Genomic DNA, 24,845 nt, shown 5'->3' with positions numbered 1-24,845 from the left:
TAGGCTAAAAAAGGACAGGGGCCCAAAGATTGAACCCGATTACTGCAAAAATACAGGCTATCATAAAAGCGGCCGCTACCAAATCCCGGAAGGAAAGGTGAAGCTGCTTCATACGGGTGCGCCCTTCCCCGCCCTGATAACACCGGCATTCCATAGCCATAGCCAGCTCATCCGCCCGGCGAAAAGCAGAAACAAACAGAGGAATCAAAATCGGCATCAGTGCCTTGGCCCGCTTAATCAGCCCGCCCGATTCCAAATCCGCACCCCGAGCCTTCTGGGCGGACATAATCTTATCCGTTTCTTCCAGAAGGGTGGGAATAAAACGCAGGGCAATGGTCATCATCATCGCCACCTCATGCACCGGCACCTTGAGGCGCTTGAGAGGCGAAAAAAGCCGCTCAATGGCATCGGTAAGGGCAATGGGCGAGGTGGTATAGGTCATGAGAGAGGTTCCGGCAATGAGGCAGATAATGCGCACCGACATCAACACAGCGGTGGAAATGCCTTCCCGGGTGATGGTAATGAACCACCAATCCAGCACCGGCTCACCGGTTACAAAAAACATATTCAATATGGCCGTAAAAAGCACCACCGGAATCACCGGCTTAAGGCTTTTGCCGATCATATTCAGGGGGATTTTTCCCAAGGGGTAGGTAAACAGCAGAAAAAAGATGCCCACAAGCATACCGATGGGATTCTTCACCATAAACAAAAGCACCACATAAGCGGTGGCCAGCAGCAGCTTGACTCTGGGGTCAAGCCTGTGGAGAGGGGAATCTCCGGGGAAATACTGCCCGATGGTAATATCCTTGAGCATTACTTCACCTCCCCTTTGGATTGCATGAGCGCCAGAAGCTGTGCCTTGGCCTGCTCAATGGTATAGGTATTGGGCTCCACGGCAAAGCCCCGCCGGTGCAGCTCACCGAATATGCGGGTAACCTGCGGAACGGTAAGCCCCATTTCCTCCAACTGGGCGGCGTGGGTAAACACTTGGCTGACATCCTCAAAATAGCTGATCTGCGCATCCCGCATAACCAGCACCTTTTTGGCAAAGCGGGCAATATCCTCCATGGAGTGGGAAACCAACACAACGGTGGTGCCCCTCTGCTCATGATACCGCTGAATCTCGGTGAGAATGGTATCCCGCCCTTTTGGGTCAAGGCCGGCAGTGGGCTCGTCCAACACCAGAATATCCGGCTCCATGGCCAGAACCCCTGCCAGTGCTACCCGGCGCTTTTGACCGCCGGAAAGCTCAAAGGGGGATTTTTCAAACAGCTCCGGGGAAAGCTCCACAAAATGGGCCGCCCGGCGGATACGGTCATCCACCTCCTGAGAAGAGAGCCCCATATTCAGAGGGCCGAAGGCAATATCCTTGTAGACGGTTTCTTCAAAAAGCTGGTATTCGGGGTACTGAAAAACCAGCCCCACCTTGAAGCGAAAGCGGCGGATTTCTTTGGGCTTTGCCCAGATATCCTCCCCATCGATGTAGATTTTACCGGAGGCCGGAGCCAAAAGCCCGTTAAAATGCTGAATCAGGGTGGATTTACCCGAGCCAGTATGCCCAATAAGGCCGACAAAATCCCCTTTTTGTATTTCAAGGTTAATGTCTTGGATCGCCGCCCTTTCAAAGGGGGTTCCAGCCGAATAGATATAGGTTAAGTTTTCTGTCTTGATGATGGCCAAGTAGCAATACCTCCCGGGGCTTATGGTTTGCCTGCAAAGCCTTTTTTGCACATCATTTCAGCGCCCGCCGGGAAGCAGAATGAGTATAACACAAAAGGCATACATATTTTGGTGCATTTTATCCTGAAAGCTGTTAAGAGCCCTTTTGGCCCAGCAAAGCCGCCAAAGCCTCTATACATTCCTGCTCGGTGATGATCTGGCGGGAAATGGGATAACCGGCCTGATAGAGAATATCCGCAAGCTCGGTGGCCTGAGGAACATCCAGCCCCACCGATTTGAGCTGCTCCACATTAGAAAACACCTGATGTGGCGGGCCATCCAGTATGATTTTGCCGCCATCCATTACCACCACCCGGTCAGCCTGAGCGGCCTCGTCCATATAGTGGGTAATCAGCGCAACCGTGTTGCCGAATTCCTGATTCAGCTTGCGGATGGTGGCCAGCACCTCCTGCCGCCCTCTTGGGTCAAGCATGGCGGTGGGCTCGTCCAGCACCACGCACTGGGGGCGCATGGCGATGATGCCTGCAATGGCAACCCGCTGCTTCTGTCCGCCGGAAAGCCGGTGGGGTGCGTGGAGGCGGTATTTATACATACCCACCGAATGCAGAGCGGCATCCACCCGCTCACGGATTTTGGCAGGGGGAACCCCCATATTCTCAAGGGCAAAGGCAACATCTTCCTCCACCACAGTGGCCACAATCTGGTTATCGGGGTTTTGAAATACCATGCCCACATGGCTGCGGATTTCCATGAGCCGGTCGGCATCTGCCGTATCCATGCCATCCACCAGAACCTGCCCCTCGCTGGGCAGAAATATCCCATTGAAATGCTTGGCAAGGGTGGATTTACCCGAACCGTTATGCCCCAGAATCGCCACAAATTCCCCCCGCCCGATGGAAAGGCTTAGGTTTTCAAACACAGGAGGTGCGGGCGGGTGCTCTTCCTCGGGTGAACCATAGCGGTAGGTGATGTTTTTGCAGGTGATGATGTTATCCATGGTGTTGTTAGTCCCTTTCCCAAATGGCAGTGCTTCCGCAGGGCAAATTCATGCCGCTGGCGGAAACTGGCAGGCCGATTTCCGCCGAGCTGAGTGTTCCGGTCATTCTTTTCTGTAAAAGTATGCCCAATATATATTCCATTACCGAGGGGGAAAGCCCCGTGGTGTAGGAGTTGAGCAGGAAAAACAGTGGATTTTCGCTGAGCAGGCCGGCGCAGAGTGCCACCAGCTCATAAACGGCAGATTCCAGCTTCCACACCTCACCGGTGGGGCCCCGCCCATAAGAAGGTGGGTCCATGAGAATGGCATCGTAGGTACTGCCTCGGCGAAGCTCACGCTCCACAAACTTTTTGCAGTCCTCTATAATCCAGCGGATGGGCCTGTCCGAAAGACCGGCAAGGGCGGCATTCTCACGTGCCCAGCTCACCATCCCCTTGGAGGCATCCACATGGCAGACACTGGCACCTGCCGCCGCACAGGCAAGAGTTGCCCCGCCAGTGTAGGCAAAAAGGTTCAGCACCCGGATAGGCCGGCCCGCAGCCTTGATTTTATCTGACATATAATCCCAGTTGACCGCCTGCTCCGGGAACAGTCCCGTGTGCTTGAAGCCAGTGGGGCGGATGTGGAACCGAAGCTTATCGTAATCCACAGTCCAGCCCTCGGGGAGCTTCTTGCGGTATTGCCACTCCCCTCCCCCGGAATTGGAGCGGCGGTAGCTGGCCGCCGCCTTTTGCCAAATGGGGGATTTTTCCGGTGTCCATATAATCTGGGGGTCAGGGCGTATGAGGAGGAACTCTCCCCAACGCTCCAGCTTTTCCCCCTGTGTGGTATCCAGTATTTCAAAATCCTTCCAGTTTTTTGCAATCCTCATTGTTGGATAATCTCTCCTCCAGATTTGCGGCTGTTTCCTGAGCAAGGGAGGTAATTTCCTCCAGGCTTTCCCCTTCCAGCATGACCCGGATCAAAGGCTCTGTGCCGGAAGCCCGAATCAGCACACGGCCGTTTTCGCCCAATTGATCCTTGGCCTTTTGGATGATTTTAAGGGCGCCTGCATCCACATCCAGCTTGGATTTCATCACCGAATCGGCCCGGAAGCCCAGCATCACCTGCGGATACACGGTCATAACGCCGGAAAGCTCCGAGAGCTTTTTGCCCGTTTGCTTCATAACCGAAAGAAGCTGAATAGCGGTCAGCTGGCCATCTCCGCTGGTCATGTGGTCGTGAAGAATCATGTGCCCGGACTGCTCACCGCCTAGATTGTAGCCCTTTTTCAGCATGGTTTCCAGCACATAGCGGTCGCCTACTTTGGTGGTTTCCACAACAAAGCCGTTTTCCCGGGCAAAGCGCAGAAGCCCCATGTTGCTCATAACGGTGGCCACTATAGTGTTGTTAACCAGCTTCCCTTGCTTTTTCAGGTGAGTGGCCATAATGGCCATCATGACATCACCATCCACTATATGGCCGGTTTCATCTACTGCCAAGCACCGGTCGGCATCCCCATCAAAGGCAACGCCCACATCATAACCATTCTCTCGGACAACTTCGGCCAGCTTTTCAATGTGGGTGGAACCGCAATCCCGGTTGATGTTGACACCATTTGGCTGATTGTTGAGAATGGTGACATCACAGCCCAGCTTATCAAAAAGGTGAGCCGCTGTTGCACTGGCGCTGCCGTTGGAGCAATCCACCACCACCCGCAGGCCGCTTAAATCCCCTTCTATGGTACTGGAAAGATACTGGATGTATTTTTCCCACAGGGTTTCATCCCGTGTGATCCGCCCAAGCTCCCAGCCCCACCGCAGAGAATAGGGCTTTACCTTATCGAGAATGATCTCTTCAATTTCAAATTCTTCTTCATCGGTGAGCTTGTAGCCCTCGTTGCCAAAAATTTTAATGCCGTTGAATTCATAAGGGTTATGGGAGGCGGAAATCATAATGCCCCCATCCGCATGCGCATTGGTAATCAAAAAAGCCACCGCCGGTGTAGGGAGAACCCCCGCCACAATCACATCCGCTCCCACCGAACTAACCCCGGCTGTCAGTGCGGCCTCCAGCATGTCGGAGGAAATACGAGTATCCTTGCCAATTAAAATGGTGGGGCGTTTTCCAATGCGTTCAGCCAGAACCATCGCCATAGCCCGGCCGATGTTCATAGCAAGCTGGCAGCTGATCTCTGTATTGGCTACTCCACGAGCGCCGTCGGTTCCGAAAATTCTGCCCATTTTCAGTCACTCCTTTATAAAAATACCGGCTTTTTGCAGAAAATGCATCTTTTTCAGCTTATGCAAAGCCAGCAGAGTTTGCTCCAAAAGAAGCCTGTTCCGGTTACTCCACGTCACCGGGGCTTTCCTGTAAAATATCCCCCATCAGGTTGAGCTGTTCATAGGCCCCGGAATTCTTGGGGGTGATTCCCAAATGCCGATAAGCCAGCTCGGTCACCACCCGGCCTCGGGGGGTCTTGCTCAAGAAGCCGATCTGCATCAGATACGGCTCGCATACATCCTCTAAGGTGACCGATTCCTCACCAACTGCCGCTGCCAAGGTTTCCAGCCCTACAGGGCCGCCCGCATAGTTGCGGATAATGGTCGCCAGCAGGCGGCGGTCAAGGGAATCCAGACCCAGTTGGTCAATTTCCAGCCTGTCCAGCGCCACGGCGGCAATATCCCGGGTGATGATCCCATCCCCCAGCACCTGTGCAAAATCCCGCACCCGTTTGAGCAAGCGGTTGGCAATACGGGGGGTTCCCCGGCTCCGACGTGCCAGTTCTTGGGCACCCTGTTCATCGGTGGAAATCTCCAGCAGACCGGCACTGCGGCGAACAATGGAGGCCAACTCCTCTACATTATACAATTCCAAGCGCAGAACAACACCAAAGCGATCCCGCAAAGGGGCGGTCAACTGCCCCGCCCGGGTAGTCGCTCCCACAAGGGTGAACCGGGGCAGATCGATGCGGATGGAACGGGCGGAGGGGCCTTTTCCGATGATAATATCCAAGGCATAATCCTCCATGGCGGGGTAAAGAACCTCTTCCACCGCCCGGGAAAGCCGATGTATCTCATCGATAAACAAAATATCCCCGTGGGATAAATTAGTCAGCAGAGCCGCCAAATCCCCCGGCTTTTCAATGGCAGGGCCGGAAGTAACCCGGATGTTCACCGACATTTCATTGGCGATAATACCCGAAAGAGTGGTTTTTCCCAGACCGGGAGGCCCATAGAGCAGCACATGATCCAGGCAATCCCCACGTTGGCGGGCCGCCTCAATGAATACTGAAAGGTTTTCCTTGGCTTTGACCTGCCCAATGTATTCGCCGAGGGTTTTGGGACGCAGTGAGGTTTCCACTGCCGCATCCTCCGGGATATACTCCGGCTCGGTCATTCTGCTTTCAAAATCCATCTCAATATCAGGCATAGCGTTCTCCCTGCTTTCCCGCCCTATTTATTTTGCCAATCCTTTATCGTCCGGCCAGTGCCTTGAGCCCGGCCTTAACCATATCCGAAACCGATGTGGCCGGATCCAGCCGGGCAATGACACCGGCGGCATCCGATTGTCCATAGCCCAGCACCACCAGCGCACTGATAGCCTCGGCCGCATTGCCTGCATCCAGATTCAAGTTGCCGGGCAGCTGGGTGGCACCTTTAGCCACGTCGCTGTTTTTCACCTTATCTTTCAGCTCCAGCACAATTCTCTGAGCCAGCTTGGGACCAACGCCCTGTGCGGCGGTAATGGATTTGTAATCCCCACCAGCCACAGCTAGAGCCAACCGCTCCGGCGAAAGAGCAGAAAGGATAGAAACTCCCACCTTCGGCCCCACTCCAGTAACACCAATAAGCATTTTAAAACAATCCAGCTCGCCTAAATCGGCAAAGCCGTATAAATCCACTGCATTTTCCCGTACGCTGAGCCAAGTATAGAGGATAACCTCTTCCCCTGCCCGGGGCAGGCTTTGAAGGGTGGAAAGAGTGGTCAGACAGCTGTAGCCCACTCCACCGCATTCCACTACGGCCGTGGTTGTATCATAAAAAAGGAGCGTTCCACGCAGGCTGTAAAACATTATTCTTACCCCCTATAGAGCAGATTTTTCATGTTCACTCTGGAACCTGATGTATGGCTGTGGCAAATGGCAATGGCAAGGGCATCGGCGGCATCATCCGGCTTGGGGATTTGCTCCAGCCCCAGCAGGGATTTGGTCATTTGCATCACCTGATTTTTTTCTGCTTTGCCATAACCCACCACCGACTGCTTGACCTGCAAAGGGGTATATTCATAGACTTCAACCCCCGCTTTGACTGCCGCCAGCAAAATCACCCCACGGGCTTGTGCAACCTGTATGGCGGTTTTTTGGTTGGTGGTGAAATACAGCTTTTCCACCGCTATTTCTTTGGGTTTGTATTTAGACAGCAAAAAAACCAGCCGGTCCCAAATGTGTTCCAGCCGCTGTTCAAAAGGCGTATCCGCTTCTGTAATAATGGCACCATAGGCCACAGGCCGGAATCGGTGCCCGGCGGTATAATCCACCACACCGTACCCCACAATGGCATAGCCCGGGTCAATTCCCATAATAATCAATGGCACTGTTCTCCAATATTAAATAACACTTACGCTGTAAAAACAAAGCACTACAGCCTCATTGCCCATGACCTTATGCGGGGCATAAAAATCAACCTTACACCTGTGCATAGAGTGGTATAATGTCTGTGTTATCAGACATTATACCATATCCTCCCGCTACAAACAACACAATTGTGACCCCTTGAGATCACCGCCGCTCATATAAAACCAAGAAAAAGCATATAGGCAGGCTGCATTTTCCGCTGTCGGGATGCTTTGATAGCGGATAAATAAAGTACATTTTAAAATCGCACATGGATTTTATGAAATAATCAGCAAATATGCTTACCGTATTTATTTGCATATTCCGCATAACCAAGATGGTATTACACTTGCCGGCTGCCTGCTCCAGATCGTGGGATATAAAATAACTGTTTCATTCTCCTGCTTCATTTTGGCAACGATGCTGTAGAACATCTCGCGCCTGGCTGCGAAAGGGTACCCTTTCCTGCTCCATCTTGCTCGCCTCCGTTTATCCTATTGTGCTAACACAACTTGTATTCATTCTGATCCCCTTGCGTTATCTCTGTAATTTATCCGTACAGGTTAAATCTATATCAGCACTAAGTTCTTCTAAAATACAAGTAAATAGTTTTAAACTTAAATTTATATTTAATAGGTTTTTTGTTTATTTCCACATTTTTTGACTTGATAAATTAGACTTAGAAAATACCACTGAAAATTAATTTGTATAATAAGTGTCAAATAACCTTGCTTTTTGAAGCCTGTATGATACAATTTAAGTATATACTGTTATTTGTTAAACAGACTTTTGACTAAAAGCTGGATAAAAATATCCATATACAGAAGCATGACAGCTTGTTTGATATGCTTCTGTAACATTTTGTTGGAATGGTGCGATAGAATGAAACAACCTGCTAAATATCAACAGCTTGCAGACCGGCTCCGGAGTGATATTCTTTCGGGTGACTATCAAGTCGGTCAGCGCCTGCCATCGGAAAACGAGTTGGGAGTTACCTCTTCTCTGAGCCGCCAAACTGTGCGTCAGGCACTTGCTCTATTGGAAACCGAAGGCCTCATTGAACGCAGGCAGGGCAGCGGTTCAATAGTTACCAAAGTGACTGCTCATAGGGAACAAAGCCGCAATGTTGCTGTTATTACCACCTATATTAGCGAATATATCTTCCCGGATATTCTGCGTGGAATTGAAGAAATATTGGCTCAAAACAACTATTCTCCTATCATTTCCGCCACTAAAAACCGGGTGGATAACGAGCGAAAGCTCCTTGAGGATTTCCTCGGCAAAAATCTTGATGGGCTTATTATTGAGGGCACTAAAACAGCTTTGCCCAACCCCAACATTGACTTGTATCAGAAGTTTTATAATTTGGGTATTCCCATTGTATTTGTCCACGGCTACTATCCGGATTTGAAAAACCCTATCTACGTGATCGCTAATGACTTTGAGGGAGGCGAACAAGCCACCAATTTTCTGATTAATAAGGGCCACAAAAAAATTGCGGGCCTTTTTAAGAGCGATGATATTCAGGGTCACCGGCGGTATGCAGGCTACATCAACGCTTTGAAAAAAAACGGCCTGCCAATCAATGACGATCACATTTTATGGTATACTACCGAAAGTAGAAAAAGCCTGATCTCTTCCAGCGCTTTGGAGATTATAGGGGATTGCACCGCCGTTGTCTGCTACAACGATGAGGTTGGGGTTCAGGTGCTCTCTATCCTACAGGATGCAGGCAAAGCAATACCGGAGGATGTGGCCATTATCAGCTTTGATAACAGCATTTACAGCGAACTGGCCTCAGTTAAAATCACTTCCTGTTCCCAGCACAAAAAGCAAACCGGAATGCTGGCAGCTGAAAAGCTGCTTAACCTTATTCACGGCATACCTCAAAGCTCCACAGTGCTTCCTTGGACTATTACCGAAAAGAAAAGCACTTAATCTTATATTCTTAAAGCACCGCCTCTTAAAATGGGGCGGTGCTTTTTTGTTTATAGGGCATCGTATGAGGGCGGCTCTTTCCCTCTCTCCGTTTGCATTTCAGAAGCATAAGACAAAAGACACAAAAGTTTTTTCTTTTTTTAGTTTATAATCTGTATTGTAAAATAAATACAAATACATTAAAATTAAAAAAACTTGTATATATATAATCTATCCATTTCATGTTTCAAAAGGTCTATTTCACATGAAGGCACAAACTTAAAAAACGCTAGTTCAATATGAGGTGATTGCATGAATCAAGCCAAGCAGACGGATTGCTGGGATACCGCCATGGAGTCGATTCTTTCAGGAAAAACTTATTTGGGAATCGAACTAGGTTCCACCCGCATTAAATCGGTTTTGATCGGTGAGGACCACATGCCCATTGCATCCGGCAGCTTTGATTGGGAAAACCAGTTTGAAGATAATTTGTGGACCTATCACTTGGATGATGTCTGGAAAGGCATCCGGTCCAGCTATTGCAGCCTTACGGACAATCTGCAAAAAAATCTGGGTATAGAACTCAAGCAGGTTGGCGCCATCGGTATTTCCGCCATGATGCATGGCTATCTTGTGTTTGATGAGGGAGGAAACCAGCTTGTCCCTTTTCGCACTTGGAGAAACACCACAACCGGGCAGGCGGCTGAAAAGCTGACTCGGAATTTTTCCTTTAATATTCCCCAGCGTTGGAGCATCGCCCACCTATATCAGGCTATTTTGAATAAAGAGCCTCACATCTCCCACATAGCCTTTATGACTACACTGGCCGGTTATGTCCATTGGAAGCTCAGCGGCGAAAAGGTAGTTGGGATTGGTGAGGCCTCCGGCATATTCCCTGTGGATAGCCAATCGAAAACATATGATTCCCATATGATGGAGAAATTCAATCAAACACTTTCTCGGCTTAGCCTGAGCTGGAGGCTGGAAAATATCCTGCCCTGTGTTCTCAGTGCCGGTGAACGTGGGGGAACACTGACCGCCGAAGGCGCCGCACTGCTGGATTCCACCGGCCTGCTCCAAGCCGGTATACCCATGTGCCCGCCGGAAGGCGATGCAGGCACCGGCATGGTTGCCACCAACAGCATTATGGAAAACACCGGCAACGTTTCCGCCGGAACCTCCGTATTTGCAACCATGGTTTTGGAGCATCCCCTTTCGGAGGTATACACGGAAATTGACATGGTGGCCACCCCCACCGGCAAGCCCGCCGCCATGATTCACTGCAACAACTGCACCTCCGATCTGGATGCGTGGGTTCGGCTGTTCGGCGAAGTTTTAAGCACCTTTGGCGCACAGGTAGAAAAGCCCAAGCTTTATGATGAGCTGTATTTCAAGGCTCTGGAGGGCACACCGGATGGCGGGGGCTTAGTTAGCTTCAACTATTTTTCCGGTGAACCCATCACCGATTTGACAGACGGCAGGCCTCTGTTTGCCCGCCTGCCGGACAGCACCCTTTCGCTGGCTAATTTTATGCGCACTCTTCTTTTCTCCACCATGGCCACGCTGAAAATCGGAATGAACATTCTCACGCAAAAGGAAAATGTCCGCCTGCGCAAGCTCTATGGCCATGGCGGGCTGTTTAAAACAAAGGGGGTGGGCCAAAAGCTGATGGCTGCCGCACTGGATGTTCCCATTACAGTCATGGAATCCGCCGGTGAAGGCGGGCCATGGGGCATGGCTTTGCTGGCCGCCTTTATGATGCAGAAAAAAAGAGGTGAAACACTGGAAGATTTCTTAGCCAATCGAGTTTTTGCCGACGCCTCCGGTTTGCATGCAGAACCGGAGCAGGCGGATCAGGAGGGCTTCAACCGGTATATGCAGCGCTTTACCAAATCTTTGCCCATCCAGCGGGCAGCCGTTGAAAATCTTGACTAAATTTTTTAAGCACCACCAATAAATTGCCGAGGTGAAAGATATGAATCTGAAAAAGTATCAATTTTGGTTTGTTGTGGGGAGCCAGTTTTTATATGGCCCCGAGACATTGGCACAGGTAGCAAGCAACAGCCGCGCTATGGTGGAGGGCCTGAATCAAAGCGGCAATCTTCCTTTCGAAATCATATACAAGGATATTATGAAAACCGAGGAGGAAATTCGCCTCACGATCAAAGAAGCCAATTACGACGACACCTGCGCCGGTATTGTGACCTTCTGCCACACCTTCTCCCCCAGCAAAATGTGGATCAACGGGCTTTCGCTCCTCCAAAAGCCATGGCTGCATTTCCACACCCAGTTCAACGAGGAGATCCCCAACGAAGCCATTGACATGGACTACATGAACCTGCATCAAAGCGCCCATGGCGACCGGGAACACGGCTTTATCGGTGCCCGGATGCGTCTGCCCCGGAAGGTAGTCGCAGGCCATTGGCAGGATTCTGCCACCCATACCAAAATTGGCAAGTGGATGCGTTCCGCCGTTGGTGCCGCAGTCAGCCGCAGCATGAAGGTAATGCGCTTTGGCGATAACATGCGGGAGGTCGCGGTTACCGAAGGCGATAAGGTGGAGACACAAATCAAGCTGGGCTGGCAGGTCAATACTTGGCCGGTGGGCACATTGGTGGAAAGCATGAATGCTGTCACCGAGCAGGAAATAGACGATATGATGGCGCAGTACAGCGCCAAATATACCATTGCTACCGATGATCTTGAAACGGTGCGTTATCAGGCCAGAGAAGAAATCGCCATGAAAAAGCTGCTGGATCAGGAGGGCTGCAGCGCCTACTCCAACACCTTCCAAGATCTTTACGGTATGCGGCAGCTTCCCGGCCTTGCCAGCCAGAACCTGATGTCCCAAGGCTATGGCTATGGCGGCGAGGGTGACTGGAAGGTCTCCGCCATGACTGCTGTGATGAAAGCCATGGGCGATGGGTTGGGCGGCGGCACCAGCTTTATGGAAGATTATACCTACGACCTGAAAAACGGCCTCTCCCTTGGTTCCCACATGCTGGAGGTCTGCCCCACTTTGGCCGCCCATAAGCCCCGCATTGAGATTCATCATCTTGGCATTGGTGACCGTGAGCCGCCTGCACGTCTGGTGTTCAGCGGCAAGGAAGGCCCCGCCATTGTAGCCAGCCTCATCGATATGGGCGGCAGAATGCGGCTGATTGTGCAGGATATTCATTGCGTAACCCCCACCCAAACCATGCCCAATCTGCCTGTTGCCCGTGTTATGTGGCAGCCCGCCCCCAATCTTGCCACCGGCGCAGAGTGCTGGATTGTGGCGGGAGGCGCACACCATACTGTGCTCAGCTATGACTGCGATGCAGAAATGATGCAGGATTGGGCTCGTATAATGGATGTTGAATTTGTACATATCACAGCGGATACAACCCCGGCGCGTTTGGAGCAGGAGCTGATGCTGGCGGATTGGGCTTGGAAAATGAAATCATAACCATTTTTGGGAGGGTATCCTGATGTTGCAAGCTTTAAAAGAAAAGGTGTGGGAAGCCAACATGCAGCTTCCCCGCTATGGGCTGGTGACCTTCACTTGGGGCAATGCCAGCGAAATCGATCGGGAAAAAGGGCTGGCTGTGATCAAGCCCAGTGGCATTGAATACGAGCAAATGAAGCCGGAAGATATGGTGGTGGTGAGCCTTGCGGATGGTGCGGTGGTGGAAGGCAAATGGAATCCTTCCTCCGATACACCCACCCATCTGGAGCTTTACCGCAGCTTTGACAATATTGGAGGTGTTGTGCACACCCATAGCCGCTGGGCAACCAGCTATGCACAGGCCCAGCGCAGCATCCCCGCTCTGGGCACCACCCATGCCGATTATTTCTACGGCAGTATTCCCTGCACCCGGCCCATGACCGAAGGAGAAATAGAAGGTGAATACGAGGCGGAAACCGGCAAAGTGATTGTGGAGACCTTCTGCGGGATGAATCCTGTGGATATTCCTGCGGTTCTGGTAGCCAGTCACGGGCCCTTTACTTGGGGCAAGGATTCTCTGGATGCGGTTCACAATGCGGCTGTTCTTGAAGAAGTGGCCTTTATGGCATGGCACAGTCAGTCTTCGGCTCCGGAAATCCTCTCCATGGACCCGGTGCTTCTTTCCAAGCATTTCTTGCGCAAGCATGGAGCTGGCGCATACTACGGACAAAAATAGCCTATAGTTGATAGGATTAGAACCATCCTGTGGTTTTAAACAGCGCAATCTGCCGCCAACAGCCATAGGCGGTCTGAGGGTGTAGACAAAAGTCTACACCCTTTATGGGGGACATCCAATGCCCCAATATTTCCCCCGGATTGCGCCGCTCCGGCGCAAAGAGTGGGATTCCTGCGTCGAAATAAATTCGACTGGGTCAGAATTACGCATCAAAATCATAAAGCCTTCAAGTTAAAGGCAGTTATGTCTACAGTCTGTAACCGCCACAGGCGATCTATACCCGACTTTGCACTCACTATTGTTCTCAAAATACGCATTTTTTCGACCTTTCCATCACTGCTTTTGCCTGCTCCCTTTCATGGGAGCAGGCTTTTTTGCGCTGTACATCCTATATACAATTCACAAATTCCTATTGTATTTAGGGTATTAGTCATAATATAAAGTTAACAATTGCAATAAAACTAGTGAATTATTGCAAAGAAGATTCAAAAGCCATATGTTATTATATAAAAATAACAAGAGAGGCTGTCTGCGCTAATCAGGCGGCATCCAACAGCCGGCTTCACTTATTATGAATTTAATTGCATTGGGGTGACGGTATGGGAGAAGAACTTTTTAGAATGGAACACATATCCAAGAGCTTTCCGGGTGTCAAGGCTTTGGATAATGTATCTTTCTCGGTTAACAAAGGCGAGGTACACGGTCTTGTGGGAGAAAACGGCGCCGGGAAATCCACTTTAATGAAGATTATGTCCGGTGTTTATACGGCTGATGAAGGCAAGATTTTTATTGAAAATCAGGAAGTTGCCATCACTTCGGTTTCCAAAGCCCACGAGCTGGGTGTCAACATCATTTTTCAGGAGTTGAATCTCTGCAACCATCTCAATGTGGCGGATAATATTTTTATAGGCCGTCCGCCGGGTGCGGGGCCTATCGTCAACGATAAAAAGCTGCATCAGGATGCACAAGCGATCTTGGATGATCTGGAAATCGATATCAATACCCATACAATGGTGGAAAATCTCAGCATTGCGCAGCAGCAGATGGTGGAAATCGCGAAGGCAATTTCTTACCACTCTAAGATTTTGGTTTTGGACGAACCAACCGCTTCACTGACCGATAAGGAGATTGAACAACTGTTCAAAATCATCCGCAATCTACAGAAAAAGGGCGTTGGTATGGTTTATATCTCCCACCGTATGGAGGAGCTGGGGGAAATCTGCGAAAAGGTTACGGTCTTGCGGGACGGCCAGTATATTGCCACCCGCAATTATAAAGATATCACGGTGGATGAGCTGGTGAATCTCATTGTGGGGCGTGATCTAGAAGATAAATACCCCAAATACCAAAGAAGCATCGGCGATGTTGTTTTTGAGGCCAAAAATATACGGCGAGCAGGTAAGGTCGATGTGGAGCATTTTTCTGTCCGAGCCGGTGAAATATTGGGTGTTGCCGGGCTTATGGGCTCTGGCCGAACCGAAATCATGCGGTGTATTTTTGGAGCAGACCCCGCCGATTCCAAAGAGCTTTTTCTGGAGGGAAAGCCCATTCGGATTAAACGGCCGGTTCACGCAATTGCACAGGGTATTGGTTACGCCACGGAGGACCGGAAAATGGACGGCCTAGCCCTTGGGCTGGATGTAAAGTTCAACATCAATATGGCTCATTTGAGAGCTCTCACACGTTTTATGCTCGTAAATGATAAGGAGGGCTACCGAAACGCTCTGAAATTCAAGGAGCGGCTGGCGATCCGCACACCCAGCCTGCACCAGACCACCCGCAATCTTTCGGGCGGAAACCAGCAAAAGGTTGTTCTTTCAAAGTGGCTGTGCAACGATGTAAAGGTGCTGATTGTGGATGAACCAACCCGCGGCATCGATGTGGGAGCCAAATATGAGGTGTACGAGCTGTTCAACCACCTGAGCGATCAGGGAGTGGCCATCATCATGATCTCTTCCGACCTGCCGGAGGTTTTGGGTATGAGCGACCGCATTATTGTGGTTCACGAGGGGAGCATCAACGGTGAGCTGGAAACCAAAAACACCACGCAGGAAGAAATTCTGTTTCTGGCCGCAGGATACAATAAGCTAAGTCAGCCCTGCTGATTTGGACACATTTCGGGGAGTGATTCATTTGACCGCCACTATAAAAAGAATATCATCCAGATTGAGCATCGCCACCAAAAAGGCTATTTTTTCCGGCACAGCCCTTGTGCTGATGTTTATTGTATTCTCCATTCTAAAACCTACCGTTTTTCTGGAAAAAAGCAACCTCATTAATATCACCCAGCAGGTGGTTACATACTCCATTATCGGCTTTGGCCTCACCTTCTGCCTTGTCTGCGGCGGAACCGACCTGAGTGCGGGTGCTTCTATGGGTCTTGGCGGAATTATTGTGGTCTATCTGCTCAGCAAACAGGTTTCGATCCCTATGGCCATCACACTGGCTTTGATTTTTGGTATTCTTATGGGAATCCTCAACGGCTTTTCCATTGAAGTGCTGGGGGTTGTCCCCTTTATTGCCACGCTGGGAACCCAGTGGGTGTTCCGTGGGCTTGCCTATGTCCTTGTGGCCGGTGCGCCCATTTATGTGAATTCAGTGGGCAACAAACAAATTGAGGATGCCTTTTATCAGCTTGGGGGCGGCCGGTTTGCCGATACCGTTCCCCTTCTGGGCTCTGTTCCCTACAGCGTGGTGATCACCTTTGTCTATGGGTTTATCCTGCTGTTTATCATCACCAAAACCAAGATCGGCCGCCAAATTTATGCCTGCGGAAGCAACCACGCCGCCGCCCGGCTTTCTGGTATTGATGTCATTACCACTCGTATGTTTGCCTATTGTGTCAGCGGCCTTTCGGCGGTTATCTGTGGTATTCTGGTGGCCTCCCGTGCATCCTCTGCACAGCCCACAGCGGGTATCGGTTATGAGCTGGAGGCTATTGCCGCATCGGTGGTGGGCGGTGTTTCCATCAACGGCGGTGAAGGCACCATTCTCAACACCATTATCGGAGCTCTCATTATGGGCGTTCTGCGAAATGGGCTGAATCTCAACGGTGTCAGCAGCTTCTGGCAGATGGTTATCATTGGTGTTATTGTTGTGGCAGCCTGCGCCATGGAGGCCCAGCGGCGCAAAAAGAACGGCTAACTCCGGGCACATCTCCTGGCCCCCCCTAAAATGGATCATGCAGAGGGCACTAAAAGCCCTCTGTTGGATTAAGGCCCGTTGCATGAACTGACCTTTTTAACCCATTCATTTCAGAAACAATCTAGGAGGGAAAACCATGAAAAAGTTCATTTCCATACTGCTGGCCTCGATGTTGGTGTTCGGCCTTGCCGCCTGCCAATCCGGCCAGACTGCTCCCGCTTCGTCAGCAGCCCCTGCCTCTTCCGCTGCGGCCCCGGCCTCCAGTTCTGAAGCAGCCCGTGAATCAAGCGGCGCCAAGGAAGCTTCCGAAATGAAAATCTGTTATGTCAGCAAGCTTATGGGCAACCAGTTTATGTCTATTGTAAACGGTGGTGTGGAAGCCGCCATCAAGGATTTAGGAATCAAGGATTTTACCCTGACCAACACCAATCTGGATACCGATATTGAAAAGCAAATGCAGCTTTTGCAGGATGCCGCAGCCACAAAGCCGGATGCCATCCTCCTCTGCCCCACCGACAGCACCGCTATGGTAAAGCCGGTTGAAGAGGTCATGGCAATGGGCATTCCTGTTATCCTGCTGGATACCACCATCGCTTCGGATAACTACAGCGCCGCCCTGCTCACCAACAACTACGAAGCCGGCAAGCTCTGCGGCGGGATTCTGCTCCAGAAACTGAAGGATGCTGGCCTCAAGGAAACCGACCACGCACAGATCGGTATTTCGGTTTCTTCCATGGGCTCCCAGACCATTTCCGACCGTGTCAAGGGCCTCTATGAATATTGGGATGCCAACGCTCCTGAGGCATGGGAAATCCTGAAAAACGACATTAAAATGAGTGAAGGCGATATCACCAAGGCGATCGGCTTTACACAGGATTTCATCACAACCTATCCTGATCTCAAGGCTCTTTTCTCCCCCGCCAACAGCGCCACTGTTGGAACCGCAACCGGCCTGAAAGAATCTGGACGCACCGACCTCATCCATCTCGGCTTTGATTATTCTGTTGAAGTCGCCGATCTGATCGAAAACACCGACCTGAATGTAACCACCATCCTTCAGAGAGCCCACTATATGGGTTATGAAGGTGTAAAAACTGCTGTTGCCATTGCACAGGGAAATCCGCCTGCCGAAAAATTCATCGATACCGGCGTTATTGTTGTGGATAAGAGCAATGTTAACGACCCGGATGTTCAGGCCATCGTTAACGCAGGCAAGTAACCGAACCCTTTTGCATTCATAATTGCCGACACAGAAAAATGCTCGGACCATAAAACTGAATACGGAAAAACAGAGGCAGAAACCAGTTATCGGTTTCTGCCTCTGTTTTCATTCGTTTATCCTGTTGGTTTTCAGTATGCTATTGTCGTTAAAGCAATAATTCACGCTGTCAATGGTCTGCACACCGGTGAGGACCTTGGATGGATTAAAGCTCATCTATACCGCCGCCTGGGGGACAAAATATCTTATATTTAAAAGCCCTCAGTTGATGCAAAATTCTTTGTTCAGGATAAAGACTGCATTGGTATTTATGATATCAAGCTCTTTGACAGATCGTAAGATTGTTTTAACCGCCATATCGTGGAACTCATTTTGATAATAGATATCTGCCAGCAACAACAAGACCTCGTTACTATCCACAAGATTAAGGATACAAAGCGCATGTTCAAACACATCGTATGCGCGAACAGACAAAAGTTTGGATAGTACCGATGTAATTCGCCCAAAAGCACTGCTGTCCAGAGAGGCGTCTGATACTTGCTGGAAAGCCAGATAAACAGCCCTATCCACGGTATCTTCCAATGCATTTACCATTTCGAGATATTCAACGTGCAGGTCTGTGCAGAGCAAGCTGCAAGCTGTCATATAGTCATAAGATCTTTGCTTTTTGTCAGGTAAGATACCACGAGCTATGCCAGGCTTGACACAACGGCTGAACATCTCAAATGCGGCCTCATATTTTTGGGTATAAAACAGCAGGCGGCCTCGTGAAAAATAAAGATCCGCATCCGGCTCCGCAGCGTTATCGCTGCATTTACTCAATGCAGTATTGGCTTGCTCAATTAGTTTTTCATCAAGCAAGGCATCTGTCATCACCATTACGTTTGGTTTGTAGCTGCTATCGGCAAAGAGATTACACAGATTTTGATAAACGGTATTCTTATCAGCAAATATTTTGTTCAGCATTTTAGTGATATGATAAATTATATCAACCTTTTTCGGATTGATTTGAATTGCTTTCATATAGCAGTCCAGCGCTTTGCTGTAGTCATCCATATAATAATAGATTCTCGCCATCTCAACAAGTGGCCTAAAATTAGAGGTTTCGCTAAAAAAGGACAAGGATGGGGGTGCTTCACCCATATCCATGCACCTGCGAAAGCTATCCAGCGCCAGAGAAAACCGCTTCATTTTGGTGAGTATCAATCCACGTAAATATTCGAAATCGGTGCAGGCGGGATAAAGACCTAGCCCATCGGCGATGATAGCCAGGCTCTCCTCGTTGCGTTTCATTTTGTGCAGACATGTTGCCATTCTGTACATAAGGTGAGGCGTGTAAGCCAAGGTATTATCTTTATATTTGTTGGATTTTTCATAGTAGGTCAGCGCAGTATCATAATCCCCGATGTTCAGGTATTCATTGCCCATATTGAACAGGTGAAATGCACTGTTAGGATCTTTCTCCAACAGTTCCTTTAAAATGGGCATGTTGCGGTTGCGCTTTTTCTCTCCCGCATTAGAGGGCAAATAACCGTAATGCTTTACTTTTATATCCGCATTCTCCAGCACGGCTTTCCTGTCGGCTCCGTGAAAGATCGGCTGTTCATGAATGGCGCCTTCAAAGTGAAAGCTATTGTTTTTAAATATTCTCAACCCTATGTGCGTATTAAAGGTATCTTCTGAGTTTTCATCTGTGATGTTATGGAATTTGATTGATATTGCATCCGCATCGGTGTTGTTAATCCGTTCGGTAAGCTTTGGCAAATCCTCGGGATACACAACTTCGTCGGCATCTAACACAAGAATATAATCGCTCTTGGCGTGTTTCAGAGAAAGATTTCTGGCATCTGCAAAGTTGTTATTCCATTTATAATGATAAATTTGAGGGTGAAAGCGTTTGACCCGTTCTAGAGTGTTGTCTGTCGAACCCGTGTCAACAATAATGACTTCTGAAACCACCTCAAAAACGCTTGCAATGCACTGCTCTATATATCTTTCTCCATCCTTAACAATCATACAAAGACTTACTGTTTTCATAATCAAACTCCCATCCTGTTTTATGTAAACCACAGAGCCGAAGCTCTGTGGAAGTAATCTCACTTATGCCTGACCGTTATAATATGCTGTGAAGGTTGCAAGGGCGCCAGCATCGTAAGAGATCTGAGCATATTGTCCGAAGATATCCACCACCATGATGCTGTTTGTGCCGCCTGCAACAACACCATTCAAATGATTGGGGTCATTGAAGAATACGGTTCCATCAGGGCTGATTTGCATGCTAACAGTAATAGGGCTTGTTCCGGTATTGTCAATAAACATCGTTGCTGTTCTAAGATTCCCAATATCTGTCATCGGAAGCGCGATACCGGTTCCGGTCACACCGGAGTACGTGTTGGATGTGGAGAAGAACGCATTGCCGTCAACAAATACCGTCAGCAGTGTGTTGGTAATCGTTACGTCACCGGCTACGGTCAGCAGTGTATTGGTAACCGTTACGTCACCGGCTACGGTCAGCAATGTGTTGGTAACCGTTACATCACCGGATACGGTCAGCAGTGTATTGGTAACCGTTACATTACCGGATACGGTCAGCAGTGTGTTGGTAACCGTTACATCACCGGATACGGTCAGCAGTGTATTGGTAACTGTTACGTTACCGGATACGGTCAACAGTGTATTGGTAACTGTTACGTTACCGGATACGGTCAACAGTGTATTGGTAACTGTTACGTCACCGGCTACGGTCAGCAGTGTGTTGGTAACCGTTACATCACCGGCTACGGTCAGCAGTGTATTGGTGACCGTTACATCACCGGATACGGTCAGCAGCGTATTGGTAACCGTTACATCACCAGCTACCGTCAACAGTGTATTGGTAACCGTTACATCGCCGGATACCGTCAACAGTGTATTGGTAACCGTTACGTTACCGGATACGGTCAGCAGTGTATTGGTAACCGTCACGTCACCGGATACGGTCAGCAGTGTATTGGTGACCGTTACGTCACCGGCTACCGTCAACAGTGTATTGGTAACCGTTACATCACCGGATACCGTCAACAGTGTATTGGTAACCGTTACATCACCGGATACGGTCAACAGTGTATTGGTAACCGTTACATCACCGGATACGGTCAGCAGTGTGTTGGTAACTGTTACGTTACCGGATACGGTCAACAGTGTATTGGTAACTGTTACGTCACCGGCTACGGTCAGCAGTGTGTTGGTAACCGTCACGTTACCGGATACGGTCAGCAGTGTATTGGTGACCGTTACATCACCGGATACGGTCAGCAGTGTATTGGTGACCGTTACATCACCGGATACGGTCAGCAGTGTGTTGGTAACCGTTACATCACCGGCTACGGTCAGCAGTGTATTGGTGACCGTTACGTTACCGGCTACCGTCAGCAGTGTATTGGTAACCGTTACGTCACCGGCTACCGTCAACAGTGTGTTGGTTATTGTAATGTCACCGGATACCGTCAGATCGGTGTTGGATAGAGAAACCAGTAACTGTCCGGCTGTATCCAATTGTAATGCTTGGAAAGTTGAAGTGCCTTGGTTATATCCATAAATACTAGTGCGCAATTGGTCCGCAGTAGTATTGAATACGAGTGAATTCATTTTTTTACCTCCAGTATATTCCTTTCTATTGGAAAGGCTAATCTATCATATTCTAAAAATTGTTTAATCGTTCATAAGTTGCGTTTGAAACCATAGATTACAGACAATCCGATTGTCGTCTGATACTGAAGCCAGTCTAATGAACTTTGAAAACCTATAGGGTACAATATCCACCGTTTGCCCGGGTTTTACACATAAACATTGTGGATCAACCACAACGCTATTTGCGTTTGGACTGTTCTCAAGATGAATATTAATTTCACGACTTCCTAAATTTTCAACAAAAAATGTAATCGTCTGTGACCTTCCACTGTAAAACCACGGTGACTGCGCCCTGTGTGCAAAGCCGTGTAGTTCCAGCTCTTTTTCAAAAAATATTTCGCATCCACAGCGTGGGTAAATGATCTCTTTACGATAAAAAAGAAGAATTCTTGGCTTATAAATAAAGCCGTTGAATTTCACCAACAACCCCTTGTTTTCAACGGAGCCATAGGATAAAGTCTGTACAGCTTCCGTTATATCACATAAGATGTTACTGGCATCGCTTGAATATCTCGGTTTTTTTATTAACTCATCTATCAGCACAGCGTCTTCGTGTGTTAAATATTCATTTAATACTACTTCTACTTCGCTATCGGGATTTTTCTTATATGCATTCAAAAGATATGCCTTATCAATTTTACTGGGATTTTCAATGTGATTACTGTCAAAGTAAAGTAGATGAAGATCCTGATTGCTTCTGATGGTGGATATGGAAATTTCATTTTCCATATGGATTAGCACCTCCAGGTCTTACCTTATTAAGGCTATTTCACGTTACGTTCTTGTCTATTCTATTCACCAGCAGAAGTTTTGGTTATTCCAGGCCGATCCATCTCTCTGCATAGGTTATTAATGTCTTATCCGGCAATACGGTTTCACTGTGTGTAGCGGAGCCATTTCGACCGGAGGAAGGAATCTGTTAAGCCTAGGAACGGGTGGTTCTGCATGCCGCCCCCCCTGCTTGCTGACCTAAAGGAAACGCAGCAATCGGCACTTTTTATTAATAATATAAGCATTTTTAAATTAGCCGTCTGCATTTGCTTATCTATATCCGAACAGACAAATTCATTGAGACTTTGACCTTTTTTTGCTACAATAATTAATAGTTACTTCATAAAGGAGAGGCACCATGCAAAATGAGGATAGGTGGTTAACTACAAACGAAGTATGCGGTGATTTAAGTAGTAGTCGCCAGACACGGACGTTCTGGATAGAAGCAAATGAATTTCCCGCTGTTAAGGCAGTGAAGTTTGGGCGGAACAAACAAGATGAATTTGATGGTTGGATACCCCATAGTAAAAAATATGGTTCTGGCCGGGAGGTGTAATTGTATGTTGCAGATTGCCATTTGTGATGACCAGCCAAATGAGCTTGCTATTTTAAACGACTATATAACAGAATATCTGCATAACCATACTTTAGATGCGGAGGTCAAGAATTTTTCCCATCCTGATACACTTTTAACCGCCATTGAGTCGAAGAGCTTTCATCTTTACATACTGGATATTGTTATGCCTATGGTCAGCGGCATTGAGCTCGGCAAAGAAATTCGCCGTCTCGACCGTGAAACGCAAATTATTTATGCCACCACCGAGCCTCAGTTTGCTTTGCAGGCATACGCTGCAAGCCCCATAAATTATCTTGTGAAGCCAATTAACAAGGCCCAGTTGTTTAATACCTTGACCCTTGCCATCTCCAGGGCAGACCTTGCTGAGGAACAGACCTTTGCGGTTAAAACTGCGGATAGCTTACGGATCATAAAACTTTCTGAAATCGTCTGCTGCGAGTATAGTAAGCACGCTGTCCTATTTTATCTGTCAAATGCAGAGCAGGTGCAAAGCCGAACGATGCGAGAGAATTTCACGGAATATATATCACTTATTTTAAAGGACAGGCATTTCTTGCAATGCCATACTTCATTTGTGGTCAATCTGAGGCGGGTGGAGCGCTTTGCCAAGGATAGTTTTACATTATCCGGCGGCAAAATCGTCCCCATTGCCGTTAAGCATTATGCGGCTGTAAGGGATACTTATATGGATTACCTAATGGCAAGGGGGCGGGACAATGATTGAAATCTTTCCAGACCTGTTGCGAGCCATCATTTCTACTACCGCCAATGTTTTGCTGATGACATCCCTTTTGCAGCCAAAATATTCTAAAAAAGTCACACTGCTGACCATGCTCGGCATTCTTGCCGCTGATTTAGGTACAGCTGTTTACTGTTATGTCAGCGGAAACCTGACCTTGCTTTCAAAGCTTGATATTATCCTGTTTGCGGTGCTTTGCTTTGCCGTGCGTCCAATGTTTAAGGATAACTTTATGCAGTGGCTGTTTTCTTATATTACTGTTCAAAACATAAGCGATACCGTTATTATTTTAAGCTTTCTTGGCTCAAGGCATCTGCCTTATCCCCTCTACGCAAATTCATTGCTGCGCATACTCCTATTCGGTGCTTTTCTGCTGGTTTTATGGCGTTATGTACGTCCGCTGTATCGTCAGGCGGTAGAGCATTGGATGGCGTATTTCGCCGTGGCGTTGGGGCTTTACATTACCTTCAACTACTATGTACTAACGGCGGATGATATTGTTGTGATGCTGACCGAACAGGCAGTGCCACTGATTCTGGTGATTTTCATTGGACTTGCCTCCTACAGTTCCATTTTGCTCTCTCTTAAAAACCTTCAGAGGGAGTTTCGGGTGAAGGAGGAAAATCAGAAAATGCAGTCAGAGCAGGAATATCTGCAATTGGCCGCTGAAAATATGTCTCAGCGCCTTGAACTAATGGAGGAGGCATCAGCGCAGAACAGCCGGGCATCTCATGATCGGCGCCATTTTAACAATGTGCTTTTAGAGCTTTTGGAGCAGAGAAAAACGGATGAAGCTGTTGCCTTGCTACAAAATCAAAATCAAGTATCATACCGAATCGGTGAGGTCTATTGTGAAAATCCCGCTGTTAATGCCGCCGTCTGCCATTACGCCGCTTTTGCCAAGCAATTGGGGATTCTGACAGAAATTGAACTGGAAATTCCAAGGGATTTAATGGTGGATTCCTTAGAGATTACGATGGTGGTTTCAAACTTAATGGAGAATGCCATTCAAGCCTGCATCGCATTGCCCAAAAGTTCCCCCTCCTATCTGCGTTTCACCTGCCGGAGAGTGGGACGACTGTTGCTGGAAATGGAGAATCCTTGCACTGAGGGGATTTTTCTTGACGAAAGCGGCTACCCTGTGGCTTGTGAAGATGGTCACGGCATTGGCAGCAAGAGCGTGCTTGCCTTCGCCAAAAAATATGATGGTGAGTTGATGTATCGAATCGAAAACGATGTTTTCCGGGTACGGCTTCTGGTATAAAAATGGATAGGATCCGGCTTGTCAAGAGAAACTTGTCGCCAATTTCCTGTTTTAAGTGTAAAAATGAGCCTTTTAAGTGTAAAGGCTCATTTTTTCTGTTTTTCGGAG

Annotated in this window: 21 protein-coding genes; 10 read left to right on the top strand and 11 right to left on the bottom strand. The window is 48.6% G+C overall.

Translation table 11 applies throughout. The annotated features are described in order from the left end of the window. Positions 1-4 precede the first annotated feature (4 nt). The 8 genes from U6B65_01875 to ruvC form a co-directional block, all read right to left on the bottom strand. Positions 5-817, bottom strand: coding sequence for an energy-coupling factor transporter transmembrane component T (locus tag U6B65_01875; protein ID WRS27901.1), 813 nt, complete (start codon positions 815-817; stop codon positions 5-7). Continuing rightward, on the bottom strand, positions 817-1,683 hold the full coding sequence (locus U6B65_01870; protein ID WRS27900.1) for an energy-coupling factor transporter ATPase: 867 nt from the start codon (positions 1,681-1,683) through the stop codon (positions 817-819). Before U6B65_01870 ends, U6B65_01875 begins: the two co-directional genes overlap by 1 nt. Before the next feature lie 133 nt (positions 1,684-1,816). Further along, positions 1,817-2,680 carry an energy-coupling factor transporter ATPase gene (locus U6B65_01865; protein WRS27899.1) on the bottom strand — a complete coding sequence of 288 codons (864 nt, stop codon included), beginning with the start codon at positions 2,678-2,680 and terminating at the stop codon, positions 1,817-1,819. Between the two features lie 7 nt (positions 2,681-2,687). Then, complete coding sequence (locus U6B65_01860; GenBank protein ID WRS27898.1) at positions 2,688-3,551, bottom strand: class I SAM-dependent methyltransferase; 864 nt, start codon at positions 3,549-3,551, stop codon at positions 2,688-2,690. Further along, on the bottom strand, positions 3,520-4,902 hold the full coding sequence (glmM, locus tag U6B65_01855) for a phosphoglucosamine mutase (GenBank protein WRS27897.1): 1,383 nt from the start codon (positions 4,900-4,902) through the stop codon (positions 3,520-3,522). The genes U6B65_01860 and glmM overlap by 32 nt, the downstream gene beginning before the upstream one ends. Positions 4,903-5,005: 103 nt before the next feature. Next, positions 5,006-6,091, bottom strand: coding sequence for a Holliday junction branch migration DNA helicase RuvB (ruvB, locus tag U6B65_01850; GenBank protein WRS27896.1), 1,086 nt, complete (start codon positions 6,089-6,091; stop codon positions 5,006-5,008). 43 nt (positions 6,092-6,134) lie between these two features. After that, positions 6,135-6,734: a Holliday junction branch migration protein RuvA gene (gene ruvA, locus U6B65_01845; protein ID WRS27895.1), complete on the bottom strand. Its 600-nt coding sequence runs from the start codon at positions 6,732-6,734 to the stop codon at positions 6,135-6,137. Between the two features lie 5 nt (positions 6,735-6,739). Next, complete coding sequence (gene ruvC / locus U6B65_01840; protein ID WRS27894.1) at positions 6,740-7,249, bottom strand: crossover junction endodeoxyribonuclease RuvC; 510 nt, start codon at positions 7,247-7,249, stop codon at positions 6,740-6,742. 907 nt (positions 7,250-8,156) lie between these two features. Between ruvC and U6B65_01835 the strand changes: the two genes are divergently transcribed. The 7 genes from U6B65_01835 to U6B65_01805 all read left to right on the top strand — a co-directional run bounded on the left by U6B65_01835 (position 8,157) and on the right by U6B65_01805 (position 17,717). Continuing rightward, positions 8,157-9,212 carry a GntR family transcriptional regulator gene (locus tag U6B65_01835; GenBank protein WRS27893.1) on the top strand — a complete coding sequence of 352 codons (1,056 nt, stop codon included), beginning with the start codon at positions 8,157-8,159 and terminating at the stop codon, positions 9,210-9,212. 291 nt (positions 9,213-9,503) lie between these two features. Then, complete coding sequence (locus tag U6B65_01830) at positions 9,504-11,126, top strand: FGGY-family carbohydrate kinase (protein ID WRS27892.1); 1,623 nt, start codon at positions 9,504-9,506, stop codon at positions 11,124-11,126. 40 nt (positions 11,127-11,166) lie between these two features. Further along, positions 11,167-12,639: an L-arabinose isomerase gene (gene araA / locus U6B65_01825; GenBank protein ID WRS27891.1), complete on the top strand. Its 1,473-nt coding sequence runs from the start codon at positions 11,167-11,169 to the stop codon at positions 12,637-12,639. Positions 12,640-12,661: 22 nt separating this feature from the next. Beyond that, positions 12,662-13,354, top strand: coding sequence for an L-ribulose-5-phosphate 4-epimerase (locus tag U6B65_01820; GenBank protein WRS27890.1), 693 nt, complete (start codon positions 12,662-12,664; stop codon positions 13,352-13,354). Positions 13,355-13,974: 620 nt separating this feature from the next. Beyond that, complete coding sequence (locus U6B65_01815; protein WRS27889.1) at positions 13,975-15,459, top strand: sugar ABC transporter ATP-binding protein; 1,485 nt, start codon at positions 13,975-13,977, stop codon at positions 15,457-15,459. A gap of 28 nt (positions 15,460-15,487) precedes the next feature. Further along, positions 15,488-16,498 (top strand): ABC transporter permease, encoded by a 1,011-nt coding sequence (locus tag U6B65_01810; protein WRS27888.1) that lies wholly within the window; start codon positions 15,488-15,490, stop codon positions 16,496-16,498. A gap of 136 nt (positions 16,499-16,634) precedes the next feature. After that, on the top strand, positions 16,635-17,717 hold the full coding sequence (locus U6B65_01805) for a substrate-binding domain-containing protein (GenBank protein WRS27887.1): 1,083 nt from the start codon (positions 16,635-16,637) through the stop codon (positions 17,715-17,717). Between the two features lie 261 nt (positions 17,718-17,978). On the opposite strand, the gene U6B65_01800 is transcribed toward U6B65_01805, so the two are convergent. From U6B65_01800 to U6B65_01790, 3 genes are all read right to left on the bottom strand, one after another. Then, positions 17,979-19,754 carry a glycosyltransferase gene (locus tag U6B65_01800; protein WRS27886.1) on the bottom strand — a complete coding sequence of 592 codons (1,776 nt, stop codon included), beginning with the start codon at positions 19,752-19,754 and terminating at the stop codon, positions 17,979-17,981. Between the two features lie 63 nt (positions 19,755-19,817). Beyond that, positions 19,818-21,344: a DUF6385 domain-containing protein gene (locus U6B65_01795; protein ID WRS27885.1), complete on the bottom strand. Its 1,527-nt coding sequence runs from the start codon at positions 21,342-21,344 to the stop codon at positions 19,818-19,820. Between the two features lie 63 nt (positions 21,345-21,407). After that, positions 21,408-22,115, bottom strand: a complete 708-nt coding sequence (locus U6B65_01790) for a DUF6385 domain-containing protein (GenBank protein ID WRS27884.1) — start codon at positions 22,113-22,115, stop codon at positions 21,408-21,410. 400 nt (positions 22,116-22,515) lie between these two features. Here U6B65_01790 and U6B65_01785 point away from each other — a divergent pair, with 400 nt between their 5' ends. Genes U6B65_01785 through U6B65_01775 form a run of 3 tightly spaced genes read left to right on the top strand, consistent with a single transcriptional unit; the run spans position 22,516 to position 24,737 of the window. Continuing rightward, on the top strand, positions 22,516-22,713 hold the full coding sequence (locus U6B65_01785) for a hypothetical protein (protein WRS27883.1): 198 nt from the start codon (positions 22,516-22,518) through the stop codon (positions 22,711-22,713). A gap of 4 nt (positions 22,714-22,717) precedes the next feature. Next, positions 22,718-23,458 (top strand): LytTR family DNA-binding domain-containing protein, encoded by a 741-nt coding sequence (locus U6B65_01780; GenBank protein WRS27882.1) that lies wholly within the window; start codon positions 22,718-22,720, stop codon positions 23,456-23,458. After that, entirely contained in the window at positions 23,451-24,737 is a 1,287-nt protein-coding gene (locus U6B65_01775) for a GHKL domain-containing protein (GenBank protein WRS27881.1), read from the top strand. The genes U6B65_01780 and U6B65_01775 overlap by 8 nt, the downstream gene beginning before the upstream one ends. The last annotated feature ends 108 nt before the right edge of the window (positions 24,738-24,845 follow it).

The organism is Oscillospiraceae bacterium MB08-C2-2, assembly GCA_035621215.1.
Taxonomy (GTDB): domain Bacteria; phylum Bacillota; class Clostridia; order Oscillospirales; family Ruminococcaceae; genus WRAV01.
Note: the sequence above shows the minus strand (reverse complement) of the source record. Positions and strands in the feature narration are given on the sequence as shown.